The organism is Acidimicrobiales bacterium (assembly GCA_035547835.1).
In the GTDB taxonomy this organism is placed as follows: Bacteria; Actinomycetota; Acidimicrobiia; order Acidimicrobiales; family Iamiaceae; genus DASZTW01.
Genome location: DASZTW010000008.1, coordinates 239,749 through 261,211 on the forward strand (window position 1 = coordinate 239,749; position 21,463 = coordinate 261,211).

At 68.8% G+C, this 21,463-nt stretch carries 17 protein-coding genes; all 17 read left to right on the forward strand.

What is annotated here, in order from left to right:
* The first annotated feature begins 22 nt into the window (after window positions 1-22).
* The 17 genes from VHA73_09810 (at window position 23) to VHA73_09890 (ending at window position 21,337) form a co-directional block, all read left to right on the forward strand.
* Window positions 23-652 carry an NAD(P)H-dependent oxidoreductase subunit E gene (locus tag VHA73_09810; GenBank protein HVX18317.1) on the forward strand — a complete coding sequence of 210 codons (630 nt, stop codon included), beginning with the start codon at window positions 23-25 and terminating at the stop codon, window positions 650-652.
* Window positions 652-2,040 carry an NADH-quinone oxidoreductase subunit NuoF gene (gene nuoF, locus VHA73_09815; protein HVX18318.1) on the forward strand — a complete coding sequence of 463 codons (1,389 nt, stop codon included), beginning with the start codon at window positions 652-654 and terminating at the stop codon, window positions 2,038-2,040. Before VHA73_09810 ends, nuoF begins: the two co-directional genes overlap by 1 nt.
* A complete protein-coding gene (nuoG, locus tag VHA73_09820; protein ID HVX18319.1) occupies window positions 2,033-4,783 on the forward strand; it encodes an NADH-quinone oxidoreductase subunit NuoG in 2,751 nt (916 codons plus the stop codon). The genes nuoF and nuoG overlap by 8 nt, the downstream gene beginning before the upstream one ends.
* On the forward strand, window positions 4,780-6,006 hold the full coding sequence (locus tag VHA73_09825; GenBank protein HVX18320.1) for a complex I subunit 1 family protein: 1,227 nt from the start codon (window positions 4,780-4,782) through the stop codon (window positions 6,004-6,006). The genes nuoG and VHA73_09825 overlap by 4 nt, the downstream gene beginning before the upstream one ends.
* A 43-nt stretch (window positions 6,007-6,049) precedes the next feature.
* Window positions 6,050-6,766, forward strand: coding sequence for an NADH-quinone oxidoreductase subunit NuoI (gene nuoI, locus VHA73_09830; protein ID HVX18321.1), 717 nt, complete (start codon window positions 6,050-6,052; stop codon window positions 6,764-6,766).
* Complete coding sequence (locus tag VHA73_09835; protein ID HVX18322.1) at window positions 6,766-7,359, forward strand: NADH-quinone oxidoreductase subunit J; 594 nt, start codon at window positions 6,766-6,768, stop codon at window positions 7,357-7,359. The genes nuoI and VHA73_09835 overlap by 1 nt, the downstream gene beginning before the upstream one ends.
* A 29-nt stretch (window positions 7,360-7,388) precedes the next feature.
* Complete coding sequence (gene nuoK, locus VHA73_09840) at window positions 7,389-7,694, forward strand: NADH-quinone oxidoreductase subunit NuoK (protein ID HVX18323.1); 306 nt, start codon at window positions 7,389-7,391, stop codon at window positions 7,692-7,694.
* 15 nt (window positions 7,695-7,709) lie between these two features.
* A complete protein-coding gene (gene nuoL / locus VHA73_09845; GenBank protein ID HVX18324.1) occupies window positions 7,710-9,785 on the forward strand; it encodes an NADH-quinone oxidoreductase subunit L in 2,076 nt (691 codons plus the stop codon).
* 13 nt (window positions 9,786-9,798) lie between these two features.
* Window positions 9,799-11,427 (forward strand): NADH-quinone oxidoreductase subunit M, encoded by a 1,629-nt coding sequence (locus VHA73_09850; GenBank protein HVX18325.1) that lies wholly within the window; start codon window positions 9,799-9,801, stop codon window positions 11,425-11,427.
* Window positions 11,424-12,956: an NADH-quinone oxidoreductase subunit N gene (locus VHA73_09855; GenBank protein HVX18326.1), complete on the forward strand. Its 1,533-nt coding sequence runs from the start codon at window positions 11,424-11,426 to the stop codon at window positions 12,954-12,956. The genes VHA73_09850 and VHA73_09855 overlap by 4 nt, the downstream gene beginning before the upstream one ends.
* Before the next feature lie 128 nt (window positions 12,957-13,084).
* Window positions 13,085-14,617 (forward strand): sigma-70 family RNA polymerase sigma factor, encoded by a 1,533-nt coding sequence (locus tag VHA73_09860; GenBank protein HVX18327.1) that lies wholly within the window; start codon window positions 13,085-13,087, stop codon window positions 14,615-14,617.
* Between the two features lie 204 nt (window positions 14,618-14,821).
* Window positions 14,822-16,312, forward strand: a complete 1,491-nt coding sequence (locus VHA73_09865; protein ID HVX18328.1) for a hypothetical protein — start codon at window positions 14,822-14,824, stop codon at window positions 16,310-16,312.
* On the forward strand, window positions 16,309-17,322 hold the full coding sequence (locus VHA73_09870) for an NADH-quinone oxidoreductase subunit H (GenBank protein ID HVX18329.1): 1,014 nt from the start codon (window positions 16,309-16,311) through the stop codon (window positions 17,320-17,322). Before VHA73_09865 ends, VHA73_09870 begins: the two co-directional genes overlap by 4 nt.
* A complete protein-coding gene (locus tag VHA73_09875; protein HVX18330.1) occupies window positions 17,322-17,711 on the forward strand; it encodes a 4Fe-4S binding protein in 390 nt (129 codons plus the stop codon). Before VHA73_09870 ends, VHA73_09875 begins: the two co-directional genes overlap by 1 nt.
* Before the next feature lie 47 nt (window positions 17,712-17,758).
* Window positions 17,759-19,741, forward strand: coding sequence for an acetate--CoA ligase (gene acs, locus VHA73_09880; protein ID HVX18331.1), 1,983 nt, complete (start codon window positions 17,759-17,761; stop codon window positions 19,739-19,741).
* 50 nt (window positions 19,742-19,791) lie between these two features.
* Window positions 19,792-20,274, forward strand: coding sequence for a hypothetical protein (locus tag VHA73_09885; GenBank protein ID HVX18332.1), 483 nt, complete (start codon window positions 19,792-19,794; stop codon window positions 20,272-20,274).
* A 211-nt stretch (window positions 20,275-20,485) separates the two neighbouring features.
* Window positions 20,486-21,337, forward strand: a complete 852-nt coding sequence (locus tag VHA73_09890; GenBank protein HVX18333.1) for a zinc metalloprotease HtpX — start codon at window positions 20,486-20,488, stop codon at window positions 21,335-21,337.
* The last annotated feature ends 126 nt before the right edge of the window (window positions 21,338-21,463 follow it).

A 21,463-nucleotide genomic window follows, 5' to 3' on the forward strand; every position in this document is an offset into this window, starting at 1 on the left:
TTTCCACTGAGGTAGGCGGGCTGTGCCGAGACTGACCCCTGAAAACACCGAGCTGGCCAAGGAGATCATCGGGCGGTACCCACGCCCGAAGTCGGCCTTGATCCCGTTGCTCCACCTCGCGCAAGAGCAAGACGGCTACGTCGCCGACGACGCGATGGAGCACCTCGCCGAGTTGGTGGGCGTCACACCCGCCGAGGTGATCGGCACCTGCAGCTTCTACGAGATGTTCAAACGTGAGCCCGTCGGCCACTACCTCGTGAACATCTGCCACGGCATCGCCTGCCACATCATGGGTGCCGACGAGCTGATCGCACACGCGGAGGAGAAGCTCGGCGTGAAGGCCGGTGGCACGACGCCCGACGGCAAGATCACGCTCGAGCACGCAGAGTGCCAAGCCGCCTGTACCGAAGCCCCGTGCCTCCAGGTCAACTACCGCTTCGGCTACAAGGTGAGCTTCGACGACTTCGACCAGCTCGTCGACGATCTGCGCGCCGGCAAGCTCGACGACCAGATCCCGCCGCACGGCACCCTTGCCCGCCGCGAGTTCCGCCAGCACATCCCGGCCGACCGCGCGGCAGGCAACGCAATGCCCGACCAGAACATCGTGCCGGCGTGGATCGCCCGCACCGCCGACGCCGAGGGAGCCAGCTGATGGCCGTGACCGACGCGCCGAAGATCGTCACCGGACGCCTCGCGCAGTACGACGACGCCCACACGATCGCCCGCTACGAAGCCACCGGCGGTTACCAGGGCCTGCGCAAGGCGCTGGCGACCACCCCGCAGGCCGTGCACCAGGAAGTCAAAGACGCCAGCCTGCTCGGGCGCGGCGGCGCCGGATTCCCCGCCGGCACCAAGTGGGGCTTTTGCCCGCCGGGCGTCTACCCGCGCTACCTGGTGGTGAACGGCGACGAATCCGAACCGGGCACGTACAAGGACCGCATCCTCATGGAGCGCGATCCGCACCAGCTCATCGAAGGCATCTTGATCGCCTGCTATGCGATCGGCTGCTCGCAGGCGTTCTTGTACTGCCGTGGTGAGATGGCCTTCGCCCACGAGCGGTTGGGCGAGGCGCTCAACGAGGCGTACGCGGCCGGCTACGTCGGCAAGAACATCCTCGGCACCGACTTCTCCATCGACATCGCCTTGCACTGGGGTGCCGGCGCCTACATCGTCGGTGAAGAGACCGCGCTGATCGAGTCGCTCGAAGGCAACCGCGGCATGCCGCGACTCAAGCCGCCGTTCTTCCCGGCCGCCAAGGGCGTCTACATGCAGCCCACCGTGGTCAACAACGTCGAGACGTTGGCCAACCTCAACTGGATCATGGTCAACGGCGGCAAGGCGTTCGCCGAGTACGGCGCCGAAGCGTCACGGGGCACCCGGATGTTCGCAGTGTCCGGCCACGTCAAGCGACCGGGCGTTTACGAGGTCGAGTTCGGCGTCACGACGTTCCGCGACCTGCTGTACGCCCCGGTGTACTGCGGCGGCATCCGCGGCGACCGCCAGCTCAAGGCCTTCATCCCCGGCGGGGCGTCGGCGCCGTGGCTCTTCGAGGAGCACCTCGACCTGCCGCTCGAAGCCGGCGCGGTCGGCAAGGCAGGGTCGATGTTGGGTTCGGGCGCCATCGTGGTGATGGACGAGACCACCGACATGGTCAAAGCCGCGCTGAACCTGGTGCGGTTCTTCGCCCGGGAGTCGTGTGGCAAGTGCACGCCCTGCCGGGAGGGGACCACCTGGCTCGAGACCATCCTGCAGCGGATCGTCGACGGCCACGGTCGCCCGCAGGACCTCGATCTGCTGCTCGACGTGTCCGACAACATCAGCCCCGGGCTGGTGTGGCCGCCCAAGCAGACCACGATCTGCCCGCTGGGGCAGTCGGCCACGCCGTGCATCGCCGGTGCGATCACCCGCTTCCGCGACGAGTTCGAGGCAAAGATCGGCGCCCCGGCTCCTGTCACGGTGAAGGTGGGCGGCGCGGCGTACCTGCCACCGCCGAGCTCGAACGGCACCGCCACAGCATCTGAGGAGACGGCCGGTGTCTGACGCCCCCGCCGACGCGACCGCCGAGACCACCGTCACCGTGAAGGTCAACGGCAAGGAGATCCAGGCCCGAAAGGGCGAGCTGGTGATCGATGCCGCGGAGCGCAACGGCACGTACATCCCGCGCTTCTGCTACCACAACCGCATGCGGCCGGTGGGCATGTGCCGCATGTGCATCGTCGAGATCGACACCGGCCGCGGCCCGGCGCTCCAGCCCTCGTGCATGATCGAGTGCACCGACGGCATGAGCGTCGAGACCGACAGCGAGGTCACCAAGAAGGCGCAGGACGGCATCCTCGAGTTCCTGCTCATCAACCACCCGCTCGACTGCCCGGTGTGCGACAAGGGTGGCGAGTGCCCGCTGCAGGACCAGACCCTGAGCCATGGTCCGGGTGAGAGCCGGTTCGTCGAGGAGAAGCGGCACCTCGAGAAGCCGATCAACATCAGCGACCTCGTGCTGCTCGACCGCGAGCGTTGCATCCTGTGCGACCGCTGCACACGCTTCGCCAAGGAAGTCGCGGGTGACCCGCTGATCCACTTCCAGGGTCGTGGTTACGACAGCGAGATCAACACCTTCCCCGACCACCCGTTCGCGTCGTACTTCTCGGGCAACACCGTGCAGATCTGCCCGGTCGGCGCGCTCACGTCCGTCGACTACCGGTTCCGGGCCCGGCCATGGGACCTCGAGCAGGTCGAGTCCACGTGCACCACGTGCTCGGTCGGTTGCCGGGTGACGATCGACTCCTCGCGCAACCGGGTGCTGCGCTACAACGGCGTCGACTCCGACCCGGTGAACCACTCTTGGATGTGCGACAAAGGTCGTTACGACTTCCAGTACCTCACCCACGAGGATCGGCTCACTGATCCGCTGGCACGGCCGTCGGCCGACGCGGACCTCGCCGAGGTGCGTTGGGTCGACGCGCTGAGCGCGGCCGCGGATGCCATCCGCGAGGGGCTCGACCGCTCCGGGCCTTCGGGCGTCGCAGTGCTGGGTGGTGCCCGTCTCGCCAACGAAGACGCGTACGCCTGGGCCAAGTTGGCCAAAGGCGTGATCGGCACTGACAACGTCGACGCCCAGCTCGGTGACGGCCTGCCAGCCGACGTCGTGCTCGGACTGCCCCGCGCCACGATCGACGACGTGTGCCGTCCCGGCGGCACCGTCATCGTGTTGTCGGGCGACGTGAAGGAAGAGCTACCGGTGCTCTACCTGCGACTTCGGCACGCCGCGGTCGAAGACGGCGTCACGTTCATCGAGCTCGCGCAAGGCCACACCAACCTGACCCAGTACGCCGCGGCGTCGCTGGTGCTGCACCCCGGCGAAGCGGCTGAGGTCGCACGTGCCCTCGTGGCCTCGGGCCCGCTGCCCGAAGGTGTCGACGCCGCCGCGCTCGAGGCAGCCCGTACGGCGCTCGCCGCCGCCGACGGTCCGGTCACGGTCATCCTCGGCCGGCCGAACATCGCCGAGTCCGCCGACGCGGTGGTCGCGGCTGCCAGGGTGCTGTCCGACGGCATCGAGGGCGTGCGGTTCCTGCCTGCGCTGCGCCGCGGCAACGTGATGGGCGCCATCGAGCTGGGCCTTGCGCCCGGCATGTTGCCCGGGCGGGTGAGCCTCGCCGACGGCCGCGACTGGTTCGCCCACGGCTGGAAGTCCGACAACGTCCCGACGGCCGCTGGGCTCGACGCCCGCGGGATCCTCCAGGCCGCCGCCGACGGCAAGATCGACACCCTCGTGCTGCTCGGTGCCGACCCGATCGCCGACTTCCCCGATCGTGATCTTGCCGAGCGCGCGCTGGCCGGTGCTCGTACGGTCATCGCTGTCGATCTGTTCCTCACCGACTCGTCCGGTCTCGCCGACATCGTGTTGCCGGCCGCCGGCTACGCCGAAGCGTCGGGCACCACGACCAACCTCGAGGGTCGCGTCACCCGCCTCGAGCGAAAGGTGTCGTCGCCGGGCACGACTCGGGAGGACTGGATGATCGCGGCCGAGCTGGCGTTCCGGCTCGGCGCCGACATGGAGCTCGAGTCGGTCGCCGGCATCTGGGATGAGATCACCCGGCTGTCGCACGCCCACGAGGGCCTGACCGCCGTGGCGCTCGACCTCAACCCCGACGGGCTGATCGGGCCTCGACCGCTCGACGCCGACGACCCTGGTGCCGGTCGCCACTTCATCGTCGCGGGTGGCGTGTCGCCGATCGGCGGCGCCGAAGCCGCCGAGCGCGCCGAGGCGCTCACCGAAGCGGAGAACGTCCGCGAGGCCGAGGGCGCCGCCGAAGACGACGAGTACGCCGAGCTCGCTTCCTACGGGCGCCAGGCTGCTTCGGAAGCCCCGAACGCCAGCCCCGGCGCGGCGGCCGGTCCGGCGCCGGCCCGTCCGGCACCGGTCACGTGGACCGACCGTCCGACGGCTGAGGCGCCCAAGCGCGATGCGTACTCGCTGCGACTGGTCGCCGAGCGCAAGCTGTACGACCACGGCGTTCTCGTCCGGCGTTCGGGCTCGCTGGCCGGCCTCGCCGCCGAGCGGCCGCTGCGGGTCAACCCCTATGACTTCGAGCGGCTGGGTGTCGGCGACGGCGCCACGGTCCGGGTGTCGTCGGCGAAGGGCTCGAGCAACGTGGCGTTGGTCGCCGACCACGACGTCCCGCGGGGGGTGGCGGTGCTGACGATCGACCAGTCGACCGGTCTCGTCGGCCAGCTCGTCGATGCCGGCGAGTCGGTCTGCGACGTGCGTGTGGAGACGACCTCATGATCTTCGGCCTCGACCCGATGCTGAGCGGCCACCTCGACTGGGGTGTGTTCGGCATCGTCGTGCTCAAGACGGTGCTCGTCTTCGTGTTCTTGCTGGTCGCCACCATGTTCATGGTCTGGTTCGAGCGCAAGATCATCGGCGACATGCAGAACCGTCTCGGCCCGAACCGCGCCGGCCCGTACGGTCTGCTCCAGACACTCGCCGACGGCACGAAGCTGCTCTTCAAAGAAGACCTCGTGCCGGCGCGCGCCGACCGCGTCGCGTTCGCCATCGCGCCGATGCTGGCGCTGTTCCCGGCGTTCCTCACGTTCTCGGTGATTCCGATCGGTGGGCTGTTCAACGATTCGCACGGCGGGCTGGTGTCGATCTTCGGTCACTACACCCGCCTCCAGCTGGCCGATCCGCCGATCGGCTTCTTGATGGTGCTGGCCATGACCTCGATCGCGGTCTACGGCGTGATCCTCGCCGGCTGGGCATCGGGCTCGAAGTACCCGCTGCTCGGCTCCGTGCGGGCCACCGCCCAGATGGTGTCGTACGAGGCCGCCATGGGCTTGTCGGTCGCCGCGATCTTCCTCGTCACCGCTGGCCAGGCCAACGGCATCCGGGCGCTCGAGACCAGCTCGATCGTGTTCGCCCAGCACACCTGGCACTGGAACTTGTGGATCACCGGCATCGTGCCGGCCGTGATCTTCTTGCTGGCCGGAACGGCCGAGATCGAACGTCCGCCGTTCGACCTGCTCGAGGCCGAGCAGGAGCTGGTGGCGGGTTTCAACACCGAGTACTCGTCGTTTCGGTTCGCGCTCTTCTACTTGGCGTCGTTCATGAACTCCGTGACGTTCGCCGCGGTGCTGACCACGCTGTTCCTCGGCGGCCCCAGCGGCCCGTCGTTCGGACCCGAGTTCCTGAAGGTCTGGATCCTGCCGGTCGTGTGGTTCTTCGCCAAGGTGCTCGTGCTGCTGTACGGCTTCGTCTGGGTGCGAGCCACGCTGCCGCGCTTCCGGTACGACCAGCTGATGGACCTCGGCTGGAAGGTGTTGATCCCGCTGTCGCTCGGCTGGCTGTTGCTGCTGATCGGTGTGCGGGTCGGGCACGACCGCAACTGGAACGTGGCGCTGGTGATCCTCGTCGGCGTGGTCGTCCTGCTCGCTGGCTATGCGGCGCTCGCCGCGGCAAACCGGGTGGCCCGCACGCACCGGCTCGAGCACGAGGAGGCGTTCGAATGACGCACGTCGCCGCGCTGTCGCCCACCGTGGAGGTCTGGAGCTGATGGGCTACCTGGGCGGATTTCTCGTCACGATCAAGCAGGTCGGCAAGAAGCGGATGGTCACCACCTCCTATCCGGAGGAGAAGCGCCGCAAGCCGGTCCGCATCCACGGCCGCCACGTCCTCAACCGCTACGAGGACGGCATGGAGAAGTGCATCGGTTGCGAGTTGTGCGCGGGCGTGTGCCCGGCGCGATGCATCTTCGTCCGCGGCAAGGACAACGACCCCACCGACCCCACCAGTCCCGGTGAGCGGTTCGGCTACATCTACGAGATCAACTACCTCCGCTGCATCCACTGCGACCTGTGTGTGGAGGCCTGTCCCACGGAGGCCATCACCGAGTCGAAGCTGTTCGAGTTCTCGTTCACGAACCGCCTCGATGCCATCTACACACGCAACGAGTTGTTGGTCGACGCCACCACCGGCAAGCCACAAGAGCTGCCTTGGGAGGACTGGCGTGAAGGCGAGGACGAGTACACCTCCGCCTGGATGCGGGCCACGGCGTCTGCGGGCAACGCCGCCTTCGAAGGCAAGGTCGGATGGGCCGGCGAGCTCGGGTACGGCGTCCGCGCACCCGAGAACGGCCAAGGCGCCGAGGACGCCAATCCTGATCCCGTCTGGATCCAACCGCCGGTGAAGCGTGACGCCGCCAAGCAGATCATGTCGGCGAAGCGCATGCCCCGTGAGGCGCCGTTCGTGCGAGTCGAGGAAGGCGACTGATGGAAGCAGTCGTCTACCTCTTCGGCGCCCTGATGATCCTCGGCGGCGCGCTCGGCGTGGTCCTCAACCGCAACACCGTGCATGCGGCGCTGTCGCTGCTCACGACGCTCGGCGGGGTCGCATTGCTGTTCATCGCCCAGAGCGCCAACTTCTTGGCCGCGGTACAGGTGATCGTCTACGCAGGCGCGATCGTCGTGCTGTTCCTGTTCGTGATCATGCTGCTCGGCGTCGACCGGCTCGAAGACATGCGGCGCGACCCGCTCGTGGGTCAACGACCCATCGGCGTGGTCGCCGGGCTGCTGCTCGGCGCAGGCCTGGTGTTCGTGGTGCTGAAAAGCGCCATCACCGGCGATGCCGCCACGTTCTCGGCGAGAGCAGGCGACAAAGGGTTGCCCGACGTCACCCAGATCGCCCACCTCTTGTTCACCGATTACCTGTTCGCGTTCGAGGTCACGTCCTTGCTCCTCGTGATCGCCGTGGTAGGTGCGGTGCTGCTGGCCCGACGACGCCCGGGGCTCACCACGATCGACGACCCGTCGATCGACGACGACGAGCCGGTCTTCGAGGCCCAGACCGAGGAGGCTGACTACTGATGCTGTCCGTGCTGCCTGTGCTGGCCACGATGCGGCCCACCACTGACTGGTACACGGGGCTGGCTGCCATCTTGTTCACGATCGGCGCGCTCGGCGTCCTGCTGCGCCGCAACCCGCTCGTGATGTTCATGTCGGTCGAGCTGATGCTCAACGCCGTCAACCTCACGTTCGTCGCCTTCGCCCGTCGCTTCGGCGACACCGCAGGCCAGGTGCTCGTGTTCTTCGTGCTGGTGGTGGCGGCGGCCGAGGTCGCGGTCGGACTCGCGATCATCGTCGCCATCCTCCGACGCCGGCCCGATGCCAACGCCGACGACATCTCGCTGCTCAAGGGTTAGGGGAGAAGCTCCGTCATGCTCCTAGGAGGCATCGTCCCGGCCCTGCACGCCGGCGCGCTCGAGAGCGGCGCCGAGCACGCCGTCCACGTGCCCGCGCTGGTCCATCTCGTGTGGCTGATCCCGGCCCTGCCCATCGCCGCGTTCGTGCTGCTGGTGGCCATCGGTCGCCGGCTGGGCGAGCCGACCGCCGGGTTCGTGGCCACCGGCGCCATGGGCCTGTCGTTCGTCGCCACGGTGCTCACGTACATCGGCTTGCGCCAGATGCACGGTGAGGAACGGCATCACGTCCAGAAGATCTTCACGTGGTTCCACGTCGGCGGCTTCAAGGTCGACCTCAGCTTCCTGGCTGATCCGCTGTCGATCACCATGTGCCTGTTCGTCACGTTCGTGGCGACGCTGATCTTCTTGTACGCCGTCGGCTACATGCACGGCGACCCGGACTTCCCGAAGTTCTTCATCTATCTGGCGTTCTTCGCCAGCTCGATGCTCGTGCTCGTGTTGGGCTCCAGCCTGCTGGTCACGTTCCTCGGCTGGGAAGGCGTCGGCGCGGCGTCCTACTTCCTCATCGGGTTCTGGTTCCAGGACGAATCCAACTCGTCAGCGGCCAAGAAGGCGTTCATCACCAACCGGGTGGGCGACTTCGGCTTCATGGTCGCGATGTTCTTCGCGTTCAAGGCCTTCGGCTCGCTCGACTACCAGACGATGTTCTCGCACCTGTCCGGCACCGCCACCACCACGCTCACCGTCATCGGTGTGCTGGTGCTGCTCGGCGCTGCCGGCAAGTCGGCCCAGCTCCCGTTGTACTTGTGGCTGCCCGACGCCATGGCCGGTCCCACGCCGGTCTCGGCCCTCATGCACGCGGCCACGATGGTGACCGCGGGCGTGTACCTGCTGGTGCGCATGAACCCGGTGCTCGCCGCCGCGTCGCCGTGGCTCGGCACCTTGATCGCCTGGGTGGGTGTCGGCACCGCGTTCTTCGCGGCCACGATCGCCATCAGCCAGCGCGACATCAAGAAGGTCCTGGCGTTCTCGACGGTCAGTCAGCTCGGCTACATGGTGCTGGCCGTGGGATCCGGGGCGTACGTCGCGGCGATCTTCCACATGATCACCCACGCCTTCTTCAAGGCGCTGCTGTTCCTCGGTGCCGGCTCGGTCATCCACGGGATGGACAACGAGCAGGACATGAACTGGATGGGTGGCCTGCGGAAGTTCTTCCCGATCACGTCGGCGACGTTCATCGTGGCGTGGCTGGCGATCGCCGGTGTGCCGCCGTTTTCGGGCATGTGGTCCAAGGGCGAGATCCTGGGTGCCGCGTTCCACAAGAACCCGGCGCTGTGGGCGATCGGCCTGATCACCGCGATCATGACCGCGTACTACATGACCCGCGAGGTCGTGCTGGTCTTCTTCGGTGAGCGTCGTTGGACCGAGGCCGAGCACGGCGCCCACGACGAGCACGGCGAGCATGCCCACGCCACGCACGATGCCGACGGCAACCCGTTGCCCCAGGGTCCCGGCGCACCGCACCACGTGGAGCACGGTTCCCCGGTGACACCGCACGAGTCGCCGGCGTTCATGACCTTGCCCTTGGTGGTGTTGGCGATCGGCGCGGCGTTCGGCGGCCTCTTGAACTTGCCGTTCAGCGACAAGTTCAAAGTGCTCGAACATTGGCTTGAGCCATCGGTGCCAGGTGAGGTCGCGTTCCACTTGAGCACCAAGACCGAGTGGGCGCTCGAAGTCGGCGCGGTGATCGTCGGGCTGATCGCCATCGCCGTCGGGTGGGCGCTGTACACCAAGCGCACCCGAGAGCAGCAGCGCAAGCTCGAACCAGCGATCCTCGAACAGAGCTGGTACTACGACAAGGCCGTCTCCGACTTCATGGGCGGCCCCGGTCGAAAGGCCTACGAGTGGGTCACGTTCTGGTTCGACCGCTATGTGATCGACGGTGCGGTCAACGGGGTCGGTCGCCTGGTCCGGGGGCTGGGACGCGGTACACGCCGCGTGCAGTCCGGTTACGTCCGCAACTACGCGCTCACGATCGCGATCGGCGTGGTGGTCCTCGTCGGCTTCGTGCTCGTCCGGGCGAACTTCTGACAGGGCCAGAGAGATGACCTCAACGATCTTCGCCTCGACCAGCCCGACCTTCCCGCTGCTCAGCGTGATGGTGATCCTGCCCGCGCTCGGCGCGCTGGTGGTGGCCCTGCTCCCGCGGGAGCGCCCCGACGTCGCCAAGTTGCTCGGCGTGATCTTCTCGATCGCCACGTTCGCGCTCACGCTCTGGGTGCTGTTCAAGTTCAAGACACACCCGCACCTCGCGACCACTGGCAAGAACGGCCTCGCTCATTCCGAGGGCTTCCAACTCATCGACCGGGCCCATTGGATCAAGCCGCTCGGGATCGACTGGTTCCTCGGAGTCGACGGCATCAGCTTGTGGCTGGTCGTGCTGACCGGTCTTTTGTTCCCGATCGGCCTGCTCGGGGCCGACGCGCACAAGAACCACAAGAGCTACGTCGCGTGGATGTTGCTGTTGGAGTTCGGCTGCCTCGGCACGTTCGTGGCGCTGGACCTCTTCGTGTTCTTCATCATGTTCGAGATCGTGCTGGTCCCGATGTACTTCTTGATCATCGGGTGGGGCTACGACGACCGGAAGTACGCGGGCACGAAGTTCTTCCTGTACACGATGCTCGGCTCGGCGTTCATGCTCGTGTCGTTGGTGACGCTGGTGACGCTGCACGCCCACGGTCACGGTGGCCACCTCACGTTCGACTTGGTCCAGATCGTCCACGATGGCGGCATCGCCAAGACCACGGCCCGTTGGCTGTTCGCCGGGTTCGCGATCGCGTTCGCGGTGAAAGTGCCCTTGTTCCCGGTGCACACGTGGCTGCCCGACGCCCACACCCAGGCGCCGACCGCCGGCTCGGTCATCTTGGCCGGCGTGTTGTTGAAGCTCGGCACGTACGGCTTCTTGCGCTTCGGGCTGTACCTCTTCCCGGAGGCGGCGGTCTGGTTCGCACCGGCGCTGGTCACCTTGGGGGTGATCGGGATCCTCTACGGCGCGGTCACCGCAGCCATGCAAAAGGACCTCAAGCGGATCGTCGCGTACTCCTCGGTGGCCCACCTGGGCTTCATCGCGCTGGGCACGTTCGCCTTGACCACCCAGAGCATCCAGGGCTCGGTGTTCCAGATGGTGAACCACGGGATCACCACCCCCGCCTTGTTCCTCCTCGTCGGGTTCATCTACGAGCGGCGCCACACCCGTGAGATCTCCAAGCTCGGCGGCATGCAGAAAGCTGCGCCGATCCTCGCCGCCGTGTTCATCTTCACGGTGTTCGCGTCGATCGGCCTGCCCGGCCTGAACGGCTTCGCGGGTGAGTTCCTCATCCTCGTCGGCTCGTTCCTCACCCGTGAGTGGTGGACGGTCGTGGCGGCGATCGGTGTCATCCTCGCCGCGTTGTACTTGTTGTGGGCTTACCAGCGGGTCTTCCACGGGACGCCCGACGAGGACAACGCCAACATCAAGGATCTGCACTGGAAGGAAGGCGCGGTCTTGGCGCCGCTGTTGGTGCTGATGCTGTGGCTCGGGCTGTACCCGAAGCCGATGCTCGACCGGATCAAGCCTTCGGTCGACCACTTGATCGCCCACGTCGAGCAGCACAGCCATTATCGCCAGCCGGCCGTCAGCGGCGGTACGCCGAACGAAGCGATCCACCTGACGCACAAGGAGGGGGCCAAGTGATCGGCCTCATTGGTCAGGCCGGTGGCACGTCGGCGGACTTCCACCTGCCGAACGTCTCCTGGTACGCGCTGACCCCGTTCCTGGTCCTGGTGGCCGGGTCGTTGGTCGTCCTCGTGCTCGGAGCCCTGCTGCGGACCGAGCCGGTGCGGCGGGCGTTCGCCCCGCTCACCGCCCTCATCGCCATCGCCGCCGGCATCACCGCGATCCCGCTGTGGCACAAGGTGTCCGACCACGGCGCTTACACCACGATCGCCGGTTCGGTCGGCATCGACGGCTTCTCGCTGTTCCTCACCTTCGTGATCTGCGCCGGCACGGCCCTGGCAGCGCTGTTCGCCGACGGCTACCTGCGGCGAGAGGGCCTCGAAGGTCCTGAGGTCTATGTGCTGATGCTGCTGTCGGCGTCGGGCGGGCTGGTCATGGCGTTCGCCAACGACCTGATCGTGGTGTTCCTCGGCCTCGAGATCCTGTCGATCGCCGTCTACGTCCTGGCCGGTTCGCACCTCCGGCGCACCCGCTCGGGTGAGGCGGCGCTGAAGTACTTCATCCTCGGCGCGTTCTCCTCCGCGTTCTTCTTGTACGGCATCTCGCTGGTGTACGGCGCCACCGGGACCACGAACCTCCTGCGGATCGTCGACTTCCTCGGCGGTTCAAACGGCCAACTGCTCACCAACGACGGGTTGCTCGTGGCCGGCATCGCGCTGCTCCTTGTGGGCTTCGGCTTCAAGGTCACGGCCGCGCCACTGCACATGTGGGGACCCGACGTGTACCAGGGCTCGCCCACCCCGGTCGTGGTGTTCATGGCCTCAGCGGTGAAAGCCGCCGGCTTCGCTGCCATGTTGCGGGTCCTGTACCTCGCGTTCGGCACGTACCGGCTCGACTGGCAGCCGATCGTCTACGTCTTGGCGGTGGCGAGCATCCTCATCGGTGGCGTGCTCGCGATCGTCCAGACCGACGTGAAGCGCATGATGGCGTACTCGTCGATCGCCCACGCCGGCTACGTGTTGGTGGGTGTGGAAGCCGCCACCAGGGAAGGTCTGTGGGCGGCGCTGTTCTACCTGGCCGCGTACACGTTCATGGTGGGTGGCACGTTCGGCGTGTTCACGGTGCTCGGTCGCCGTGGCGATGGCCACCACCAGCTGTCGGAGTATGTCGGCCTCGCTCGACGCCAACCCACCCTGGCGCTGGTGCTCACGATCTTCCTGCTCGCGCAAGCGGGCGTGCCGTTCACGGTGGGCTTCGTCGGGAAGTTCTACGTGATCCTCGCCGCGGTGCGGGCCCACTCCTACTGGCTCGCGTTGATCGCGATGGTCGGCTCGGTGATCTCGGCGTACCTGTATCTGCGGATCGTGGTGAACATGTACACCGGCGACGAGGACCAGCCCGTCACCAGCGCGGCCCGGATCAAGATCCCGGTGTTCGCCGGCATCGGGCTCGGCCTCGCGGTGCTGTTCGTGGTCGTGTTCGGCATCATCCCCGGCCCGATCACCGATCTGGCCCACCACGCCACCCTCCCGCTCGCGATCCGCTGACCGCGTCGGCGCAGGTCAGCGGCCTGCAACCCTCGTAGCGAGGGGTTTCCGGCGGCCCTGGGGCCGGGCGGGAAGTACCATGTCGGTAGCCCGGAACCAGAGGTCCGGTCACGTCCCCCGGAGGCCGAGTGGGTTTCAACGCCCGCGCCGACGACGCCACATTGGTCTTGGCCACCCGCGAAGGCGACCACGATGCCTTCGAGCTGCTGCTCCAGCGGTGGCTCGCGCGCGCCCACGAGACCGCCTCGTTCGTGCTCGCGAACGCCCACGACGCGGCGGGGGCCACGGCCGACGGCTTCGAGCACGCGTGGCGCCGGATCGACGAGCTCGAACCGCCTTCCGAGTTCGGGCCCGACCTGCTGCGCGCCACGCGTCGTGCCGCGCTCGGCCGCATCGATGGCGGCGCGGCCCCGCTCGACCGCTTGGAGGCGTCGCGCACGCTGGTGACTCACAACGGCACCACGCCCGAGGAGCGATTGGCGCAGGCGAAGAGCCCGTCGGCCATGTCCGACCCTGATCTCGCCGCGGTGGTGCGTTCGGCTGGCGTTGCCCTCGATCCCTCCGAGCGATCGGTCCTCGTGGCGAACCTGCGCGACGGGGTGACAGCCGAGGCCCTGGCCGCCGACCTCGGCCTCCGACCCGACGAAGCGGAGCAACTCATCTTCCGCGTCGGCGCCCGCTTCCGCGCCGCCCTCGAGGCGAGGGTGCTGTGGCGCGCCGGTCACCCGCTGTGCCGCGACCTCGTCGAGTTGCTGGGCACCAAGGCGAGCCGGTTCGACAGCCAGCTCGCCACGGTCGTCACCGACCACGCCGAGGGCTGCACGGTGTGCCAGGCGGCCAAGCGAATCCAGCCCCGGCCCACCGCGTTGTTGGCCGCGGTGCCCGTCGCCGACGCCCCCGACCAGGTGGAGTCGACCGTGCGGGAGCGGCTGGTCGCGGATGGCTTCGTCGGCACGGCCACGCCTGCGGCCCGCCTTGCCCGGGTGTTCGGACGGGCGGAGGGCGAAGGCGACGATCGCCGTCGTCGCCGAGGACTGCTGCTGGCAGGCGGGGCAGTGCTCGCTGTGGTGGCGGTCGTGTTGTTGGCGATCCACCCCTGGACCTCGCCGGGGAAGCCGAACGTCGGGGTCCTGGGTGGGGCTTCCGACGGGTCCAACGCGCACGGTTCGATCGACTTGCCGGGCACGTCGCTCGTGCCCTCGACCCGCGCCGATCGCACCACCTCCACGGTCGCGCGCACGCCGTCGACGGCCGCGTCGAGCACCACACAGCCAGCCGCCACGACCACCCGGCCGCTCACCATCGTCGCGCCGCCCGACTCCGGCGTGAAGCGGCCCGTCATCACTTCCGCGTCGGCGACCCGCGTCGGACCGTGCACCACCGGTGAGGGTCAGCTGATTCACGTCACTTGGCAGACCACGAACTCCACGGCCGTCACGATCACGCCCACGCCGACGCAGCCGGGCCCGGGCCCGTTCGGCGGGTCGGGATCGGCTGACCTCTGCTCGACCGACGACCCACCGATGGTCACCATCAACGCAGTCGGCCCCGGCGGGGGCACGTCACAGACCTTGCAGGTCGGCACGACGACGACCACGAGCACCACGCCGTCGACCACGACGAGCACGACACGACCCGGGCTCGTCCCGCCGGGTCAGTAATGGCCCGGGTGGGCTCGGGGGCAGCAACGGGCGGCGCGGCATGATGCGGCCTTACGTCGCGGTGCTCGTAGCAGGGCTGGTGCCGGCAGCCACGGTGTTCGGGGCGCGCTTGCTCGCCAAGTACATCCAGCCTGCCCGGTCGCCTTCCCCCGCCTCGGCGCACGATCACGCCGCCACCGCACCTCCCGGCCGACCGACGCGCTGATGGGCATCGTCGAGCGGGGCCTCGTGCCCCGGCCGGTCGCCACCATCGCCGCGCAGGCGCGCCGCTGGTCCTTGTGGGCTCTGCCATTGGGCCGGGCCTGCTGTGCGGGGGAGCTCGAGGCCGCGCTCCGCTCGCCGCGGGTTGACGCGACCCGGGTCGGGGTGACCACGGTCGACGACCCTGCCGCCGCCAACGTGTTGATCGTCGGGGGACCGTTGCTCGCGGGTGACCAGCGATGGGTGTCCGAAGCGCTCGACGCGCTTGCTCACCCCCGCTACGTCATGGCCGTCGGCGCGTGCGCGCTGAGCGGGGGACCCTTCCGCACCGACCTCGGTGGGTGGTGTGGGCCCGTCGACGCGTCGGCCGGCGTGCCGGTCGACGTGTACGTCCCGGGCTGTCCGCCGCGGCCCGAAGCGATCCTCGACGGGATCGAGCGGTTGCGGGCACGGATCGCCGAAGAAGCCATCGATGAGCGGTGGGGCCGCGCCGCGGTGCGCGTGCCGCGCAGCTCCGGCGGAACGCCGCCACCGGCCGCGCCAGCGGCTCCCTTGCACCGGGGGGTCGAGCGAGTGGTCGAGCGGCTGGCCTGGTCGCAGGTCGGGCCCGTGCTGTGCCGACTCGACGAGGCGGGCACGATCGCGCGTTCGGTCGCGTTCGCGCGGGCCTTCGAGACGCTCGTGGCACACGCCCCACCCCCGTCGATCGAACGGGCAAGGGACCTGCTCGTCGACCTGGCCGTCTTGCGTCACGTCACGGGCTGGTTCGTCCGTCTCGCCCGCCTCCTTGGGCTCGACGTGGTGGAGGCGTCGTCGTGGCGGGCCCGAGAGACCGTCCTTGATGCGTTCGAGCACCTCACCGGAGCCCGGATCCACGTGGACGCGGTGCGTCCTGGACACGCCGACCTCGACCTGTCGCCGGCCGCGAACGCGGCGGTGGGCAAAGCGGCCGGCGAAGCCTGGGCGTGGACGCAGTCACTCGACCGCCTGCTGTTCGGCGTGGGTGTGGTCGAGGCGGAGCTGCGCGGCCTGGCCTCGGTCGATCACGACGCCGCGGTCGCCTTCGGCCTGTCCGGCCCCAACGGCCGTGCCAGTGCGTCCGAGGCGGTCGCGGTCGACGGCATCGCGGCCACCCACACCGCAGGTGACGCGTGGGCCCGTGCCTGGGTGCGCGCCCAGGACGCCCGCTCGGCCTGCCAGGCCGTGCTGGCGTGGTCGCAGGCCCCTCCGACCGGCGGCGACCTGACGGGCACGCCGCTCGGCTACCCCCGCGCCGGGATCGCCGACGCGCACGTGGCCCACCCCGAAGGCGACCTGCTCTGCACGCTGGTGTCAAACGGCAGGGAGCGCCCTTGGCGAGTACGCGTGAACGGCCCCGGCATGGCGGCGCGCTCGATCTCCGCTCATGTGATCGCCCGGGAGGATCTTGACGGCAGTGGTCGCGACCTCGCGCAGCTGAGCTTCGCGGTTGATCCGGCCGGTACCGACCGGTGAGCGCGACCTGGGCGGCGACGCTGCCCATCCACTTGGCCTTCTGGCAACGAACGCTGATCGGGCTGGTGGTCGTGTTGGTGGTCGCACCGGCGCTCGCGCTCGGTCTGCAAGTTGCCACGGCGACCCTGCGGATCCGGGCGCGCCGAGGATCGGGCTCGACCGCGGGACCCGGCGGGGTGCTGCAACCTCTCGCCGACCTCGGCCGCGCGGTGCAGTCTGAGGACGTCTTGCCGTCCGGCGCCAGTGCGGTGCTGGCCGAGACGGCTCTGGCGCTCGCCATCGCCGCTCCCTTCGCGGCGCTGGCGGTGATACCGGCCGGTCCGGATCAGGTCATGGCGCCTGCAGGTGCGGGCGTGCCGCTCGGGGTTGCCGCGCTGGTGGTGTGCGGTCTCGCGTCGTGGTGGGCCGACGGGCGTGGTGTGGCGTCCCGCGCCGAGGGTGCGGTGACGTTCTCCCATGCCGCGATCGCTGCCGCGTTGTTGTGCTTCGCGGCAGCAGCCGCAGCGGTGAGCGCCGGCGCCGCGTCGCTGGCCGGGGTCGTGTCTGGTCAGATCCACCACGCGGTGTTCGGTTGGGACACCCTCGGTGTCCCCGGCTTGATCCTTCACCCGTTCGCCTTCTTCGTGTGGCTCGCTGCGCTCGCCGCACTCTTCCGCGTCGGGCCGTTCCGGATGGCGGGCGCTGGGGTGCCGTACGCGATCGGCGGGCTCCGGGCGTGGGCATGGTCGCTCGCCCGTTGGCTGGGGGTGCTGGCGGGGTGCGCGCTCGGGGCGACGTTGTTCCTCGGCGGTTGGGCGGTCCCGGGCCATCCCACCCTCACCACTGCGTCAGTGCTGGGCCCGCTGGTGCTGGCGTGCAAGACGCTGCTGCTGGCGGGGGTGCTGGTGACCGTCGACGTCGGCTGGCCGTCGTTGGGGCTGGCCGCGCGCTGGGGGCTGCTGGTCGGATGGCTGCTGCCGTTGGCGCTGATCGACCTCGGCGCCACCGTCTTCGCGAAGTTGGTGTGGTGATGGGCGTCGGTGGCTGGCGTGGCCTCGGTCGCTCGTGGTGGGCGACGTTGCGAGCTGCGAGCCGCCCGCCGGTGACGGTTGCCTGGCCGGCGGAGCGCGAGGAGCCCGTGTCGACCGCCCGCGGTTCCATCGCCATCGACAGCCGCAAGTGCGACGACAGCCAGGCCTGCGTCCGTGCCTGTCCGACCGGCTGCCTGCAGGCGACCGCCGCGGGCCTCCGCCTCGACCGCGCCGCGTGCATCTCGTGCGGGCTGTGCGTCGAGGCGTGTCCCACCGGGGCGGTCAGTTGGTCGGCGGTCGACGAGCTGGCCGCCACGACGCCCGACGGCTTGGTCGTCGACGTCGAACGGGCGGACCCGCCTGGTGCGCCCACTGCCGATCCGGCCTGATTGGCGTCACTAGGGTGGCAGCGGTCCCACCAGCGGAGGTCCTACGCATGCCCGAGCAACCGCAACCTGCGATCGAGGCACTGATGCTCGAAGATCGTGAGTTCGCACCGCCCGCCGGCGTGCGTGCCGATGCACTGGTGTCCGACCGCCATCTGCACGACGAAGCCCGCGCGGATCCCGAGGGGTTCTGGGCGGCCCAGGCGAGCGAGCTGCTCGACTGGGACCGTCCGTGGGACTCGGTGCTCGACTGGAAGCTGCCCTACGCGAAGTGGTTCGTGGGCGGGCAGCTCAACGCCGCGCACAACTGCCTCGACCGCCACGTCGACGCGGGTCTGGGTGGCCGGGTCGCGTACCACTGGGAAGGCGAGCCCGGTGACCAACGCACGATCACGTACGCCGAGCTGCGCGACGAGGTCGCCAAGTTCGCGAACGTCCTCAAAGGTCTCGGTGTCGCCAAGGGCGACCGGGTCGCGATCTACCTGCCGATGATCCCGGAGTTGCCGGTCGCGATGCTGGCCTGTGCTCGCATCGGCGCACCTCACTCGGTCGTGTTCGGAGGATTTTCTGCCGACGCGCTGGCCGATCGCATCAACGATGCCGAGTGCAAGGTGCTGGTCACCGCCGATGGCGGTTGGCGGCGCGGCAGCCCGGTGCCGCTGAAGCCCGCCGCCGACGTCGCGCTCGCGCAGACCTCGAGCATCGAACATGTCGTGGTGGTGCAGCGCACGTCGGCGTCGGGTGACGACACGCCCACCGCCATGACCGACGGCCGCGACCACTGGTACCACGACCTCATGGCCGACGCCTCGGCCGAGTGCCCTTGTGAGCCAATGGACAGCGAAGACCTGCTGTACCTCCTGTACACGTCCGGCACCACGGGCAAGCCGAAAGGCATCATGCACACCACCGGCGGCTACCTCGCCCAGTGCGCGTTCACCCACAAGTACGTCTTCGACCTCCACCCCGAGCGCGACGTGTACTGGTGCGCCGCCGACATCGGCTGGGTCACCGGCCACAGCTACATCGTGTACGGCCCTTTGGCCAACGCCGCCACGTCGGTGATCTACGAAGGCTCGCCCGACACCCCCGGCAAGGACCGCAACTGGGACATCGTCGAGCGTTACGGCGTCACGATCTTGTACACCGCGCCGACGGCCATCCGCGCGTTCATGCGGTGGGGCACGCAGGAGCCCGAGCAGCACGACTTGTCGAGCTTGCGGATCCTGGGGTCGGTCGGTGAGCCCATCAACCCTGAGGCGTGGATCTGGTACCACACGCACATCGGCGGGGAGCGCTGCCCGATCGTCGACACCTGGTGGCAGACCGAAACGGGCGCCATCATGATCTCGCCGTTGCCCGGCGTCACGACGACCAAGCCCGGTTCGGCCACGTTCCCGCTGCCAGGCATCAGCGCCGCGGTCGTCGACGACGCCGGCACCCCCGTCGGGTCCGGCGGGGGCTACCTCACGCTCGACCAGCCGTGGCCGTCGATGTTGCGCGGCATCTGGGGTGACCCGAAGCGCTACGAGGAGACGTACTGGGGCCGCTTCCCCGGTCGCTACTTCGCAGGCGACGGCGCCAAGCTCGACGGCGACGGCTACTTCTGGGTCATCGGGCGAGTCGACGACGTCATGAACGTGTCGGGCCACCGCATCTCCACCACCGAGGTCGAGTCCGCGCTGGTCGACGACCAGCGGGTTGCCGAAGCCGCCGTGGTCGGCGCCAAGGACGACCTGACCGGCCAGGCGATCGTCGCGTTCGTCACCTTGCGCGGCGGCCAGGACGGCACCCCCGACGTGGGCGAAGAGCTTCGCGAGCACGTCGCCGACAAGATCGGCAAGATCGCCCGTCCCAAGACCGTCATCTTCACCGATGACCTTCCCAAGACCCGTAGCGGCAAGATCATGCGCCGCTTGTTGCGCGACGTGGCCGACGGCCGCGACCTCGGTGACACGACCACGCTGGCCGACCCCGCGGTGGTCGAGGAGATCCGTACACGCGCGTCGGCCGGAGGCGCGGGCGACGAGTGACCACGCAGGTGAGCGGCCCGGGTTCCAGCCCGGCTTGGGATCCCCGTGCCATGACGCCTGACAACTGGTGGTGGCGCGACGGACCGGTCGATGCCGGGCCCGCCGTGGTGTTCGACCTCGACGGGGTGCTGTCCGACGCGGCCGGGCGCCAGCACTTCCTCGACCGTCCCTTCCAGGACTGGGAGGCGTTCTTCGCCGCGTGCGGTGAGGACCCGATCATCGACGAGACCGCCCGCCTGCTCGAAGTGCTCGACCCAGCGCTGCATGTGGTGCTGCTCACGGCGCGGCCTGCTCGGGTGCAACCGCAGACGCTGGGGTGGCTGCACCGCTACGCACTCCGCTGGGACCTGCTGATCATGCGTGACTTCGGCGACTACGCGTCGTCGCGGATGTTCAAGCATCGCACCGTGCGCGAGCTGCGTGACTACGGCTTCGATCTCCGCCTCGCGTTCGAAGACGATCGCCGCAACGTCGAGATGTTCCACGGCGCCGGTGTGCCCTGCGTGTACATCCATTCCGGCTACTACGACTGAGCGCTGGCGGGCTGAGGAGGCGAGCCGCGGGCGAGCCGACCCATCAACACGGCGCCTGTTCGCCGGGCGCAGCCTGGCGAATCGAACGGTGACCCGCGACTCGGGCGACCTGTTCGCGCAGGACTTACGTAGCGTTTCTCGACCGTCGGTACGCTTCGATCAGACGCAGGCGACGTGCCTGCCACGACGTGCCTTCCCGGGGCGTGAGGTCATGAAGAACAACATCAAGACAGTCGTGTTGCTCGCGGCGATCGGTGCCTTGCTCATGGGCATCGGGTCGTTCTGGGGTCAGGGCGGGTTGCTCATCGGGCTGCTCGTCGGTCTCGTGATGGTGGGTGGCTCGTACTGGTTCAGCGACAAGCTCGCTATCAAGGCAGCCAACGCCCGGCCGGTCACCGAACAGGAGATGCCGCAGTACTACACGGTCGTCCGCGAGCTGACGCAGCGGGCGAACCTGCCGATGCCGGCGCTGTACGTGAGCCCCGAGATGCAGCCCAACGCGTTCGCCACGGGCCGCAACCCTGAGCACGCCGCCGTGTGCGTCACGCAGGGCATCTTGCAGGTGCTCGACTGGGACGAGCTGCGCGGGGTGTTGGCCCACGAGATCAGCCACGTCGGCAACCGCGACATCCTCATCGGGTCGGTTGCCGCGGCGCTGGCCATGGGCATCACGTTCGCAGCCCGCATGGCCATGTGGGGTGGTCTGTTGTTCGGCGGCCGTGGCGACGAGCGGGGCAACAACATCTTCGGCATGCTCGCCATGATGATTCTGGCGCCCGTTGCCGCAGCGCTGTTGCAGATGGCGCTCAGCCGCAGCCGCGAGTTCGAGGCCGACCGTTCCGGTGCCCGCCTCATCGGTGACGGCGAGCCGCTCGCCCGGGCGTTGCAGAAGATCGAGGGCTACGCCAAGCAGGTGCCGATGGACGTCGACCCGGCCCACGCCACGGCCTACATCATCAACCCGCTCACCGGCCGCGAAGCCAACTTCGCGAACCTGTTCCGCTCGCACCCACCCACCGAAGCTCGTCTCGAGCGCCTCCGCAGCCGCGACTGGGCCTCCTGACCTCTTCCCCTCTCCGTTCTGGGTGGGGATCTGGTCGCCGGGGCGGCCACATCTGCCCCCAGCTCGGTGATGGTTGGGGGGCCGCAATCTGGTGGTGCATGTGGCAGATGGCGGGGCTGGTCCTGG

What these genes read in the sequence shown, in the direction of transcription:
- nuoK (HVX18323.1), top strand. Translation starts at nt 7,389, where the DNA reads ATGCGGCCCACCACTGACTGGTACACGGGGCTGGCTGCCATCTTGTTC.
- VHA73_09825 (HVX18320.1), top strand. Translation starts at nt 4,780, where the DNA reads ATGATCTTCGGCCTCGACCCGATGCTGAGCGGCCACCTCGACTGGGGT.
- VHA73_09875 (HVX18330.1), top strand. Translation starts at nt 17,322, where the DNA reads ATGGGCGTCGGTGGCTGGCGTGGCCTCGGTCGCTCGTGGTGGGCGACG.
- VHA73_09890 (HVX18333.1), top strand. Translation starts at nt 20,486, where the DNA reads ATGAAGAACAACATCAAGACAGTCGTGTTGCTCGCGGCGATCGGTGCC.
- VHA73_09835 (HVX18322.1), top strand. Translation starts at nt 6,766, where the DNA reads ATGGAAGCAGTCGTCTACCTCTTCGGCGCCCTGATGATCCTCGGCGGC.
- VHA73_09850 (HVX18325.1), top strand. Translation starts at nt 9,799, where the DNA reads ATGACCTCAACGATCTTCGCCTCGACCAGCCCGACCTTCCCGCTGCTC.
- VHA73_09865 (HVX18328.1), top strand. Translation starts at nt 14,822, where the DNA reads ATGGGCATCGTCGAGCGGGGCCTCGTGCCCCGGCCGGTCGCCACCATC.
- acs (HVX18331.1), top strand. Translation starts at nt 17,759, where the DNA reads ATGCCCGAGCAACCGCAACCTGCGATCGAGGCACTGATGCTCGAAGAT.
- nuoI (HVX18321.1), top strand. Translation starts at nt 6,050, where the DNA reads ATGGGCTACCTGGGCGGATTTCTCGTCACGATCAAGCAGGTCGGCAAG.
- nuoL (HVX18324.1), top strand. Translation starts at nt 7,710, where the DNA reads ATGCTCCTAGGAGGCATCGTCCCGGCCCTGCACGCCGGCGCGCTCGAG.
- VHA73_09885 (HVX18332.1), top strand. Translation starts at nt 19,792, where the DNA reads ATGACGCCTGACAACTGGTGGTGGCGCGACGGACCGGTCGATGCCGGG.
- nuoF (HVX18318.1), top strand. Translation starts at nt 652, where the DNA reads ATGGCCGTGACCGACGCGCCGAAGATCGTCACCGGACGCCTCGCGCAG.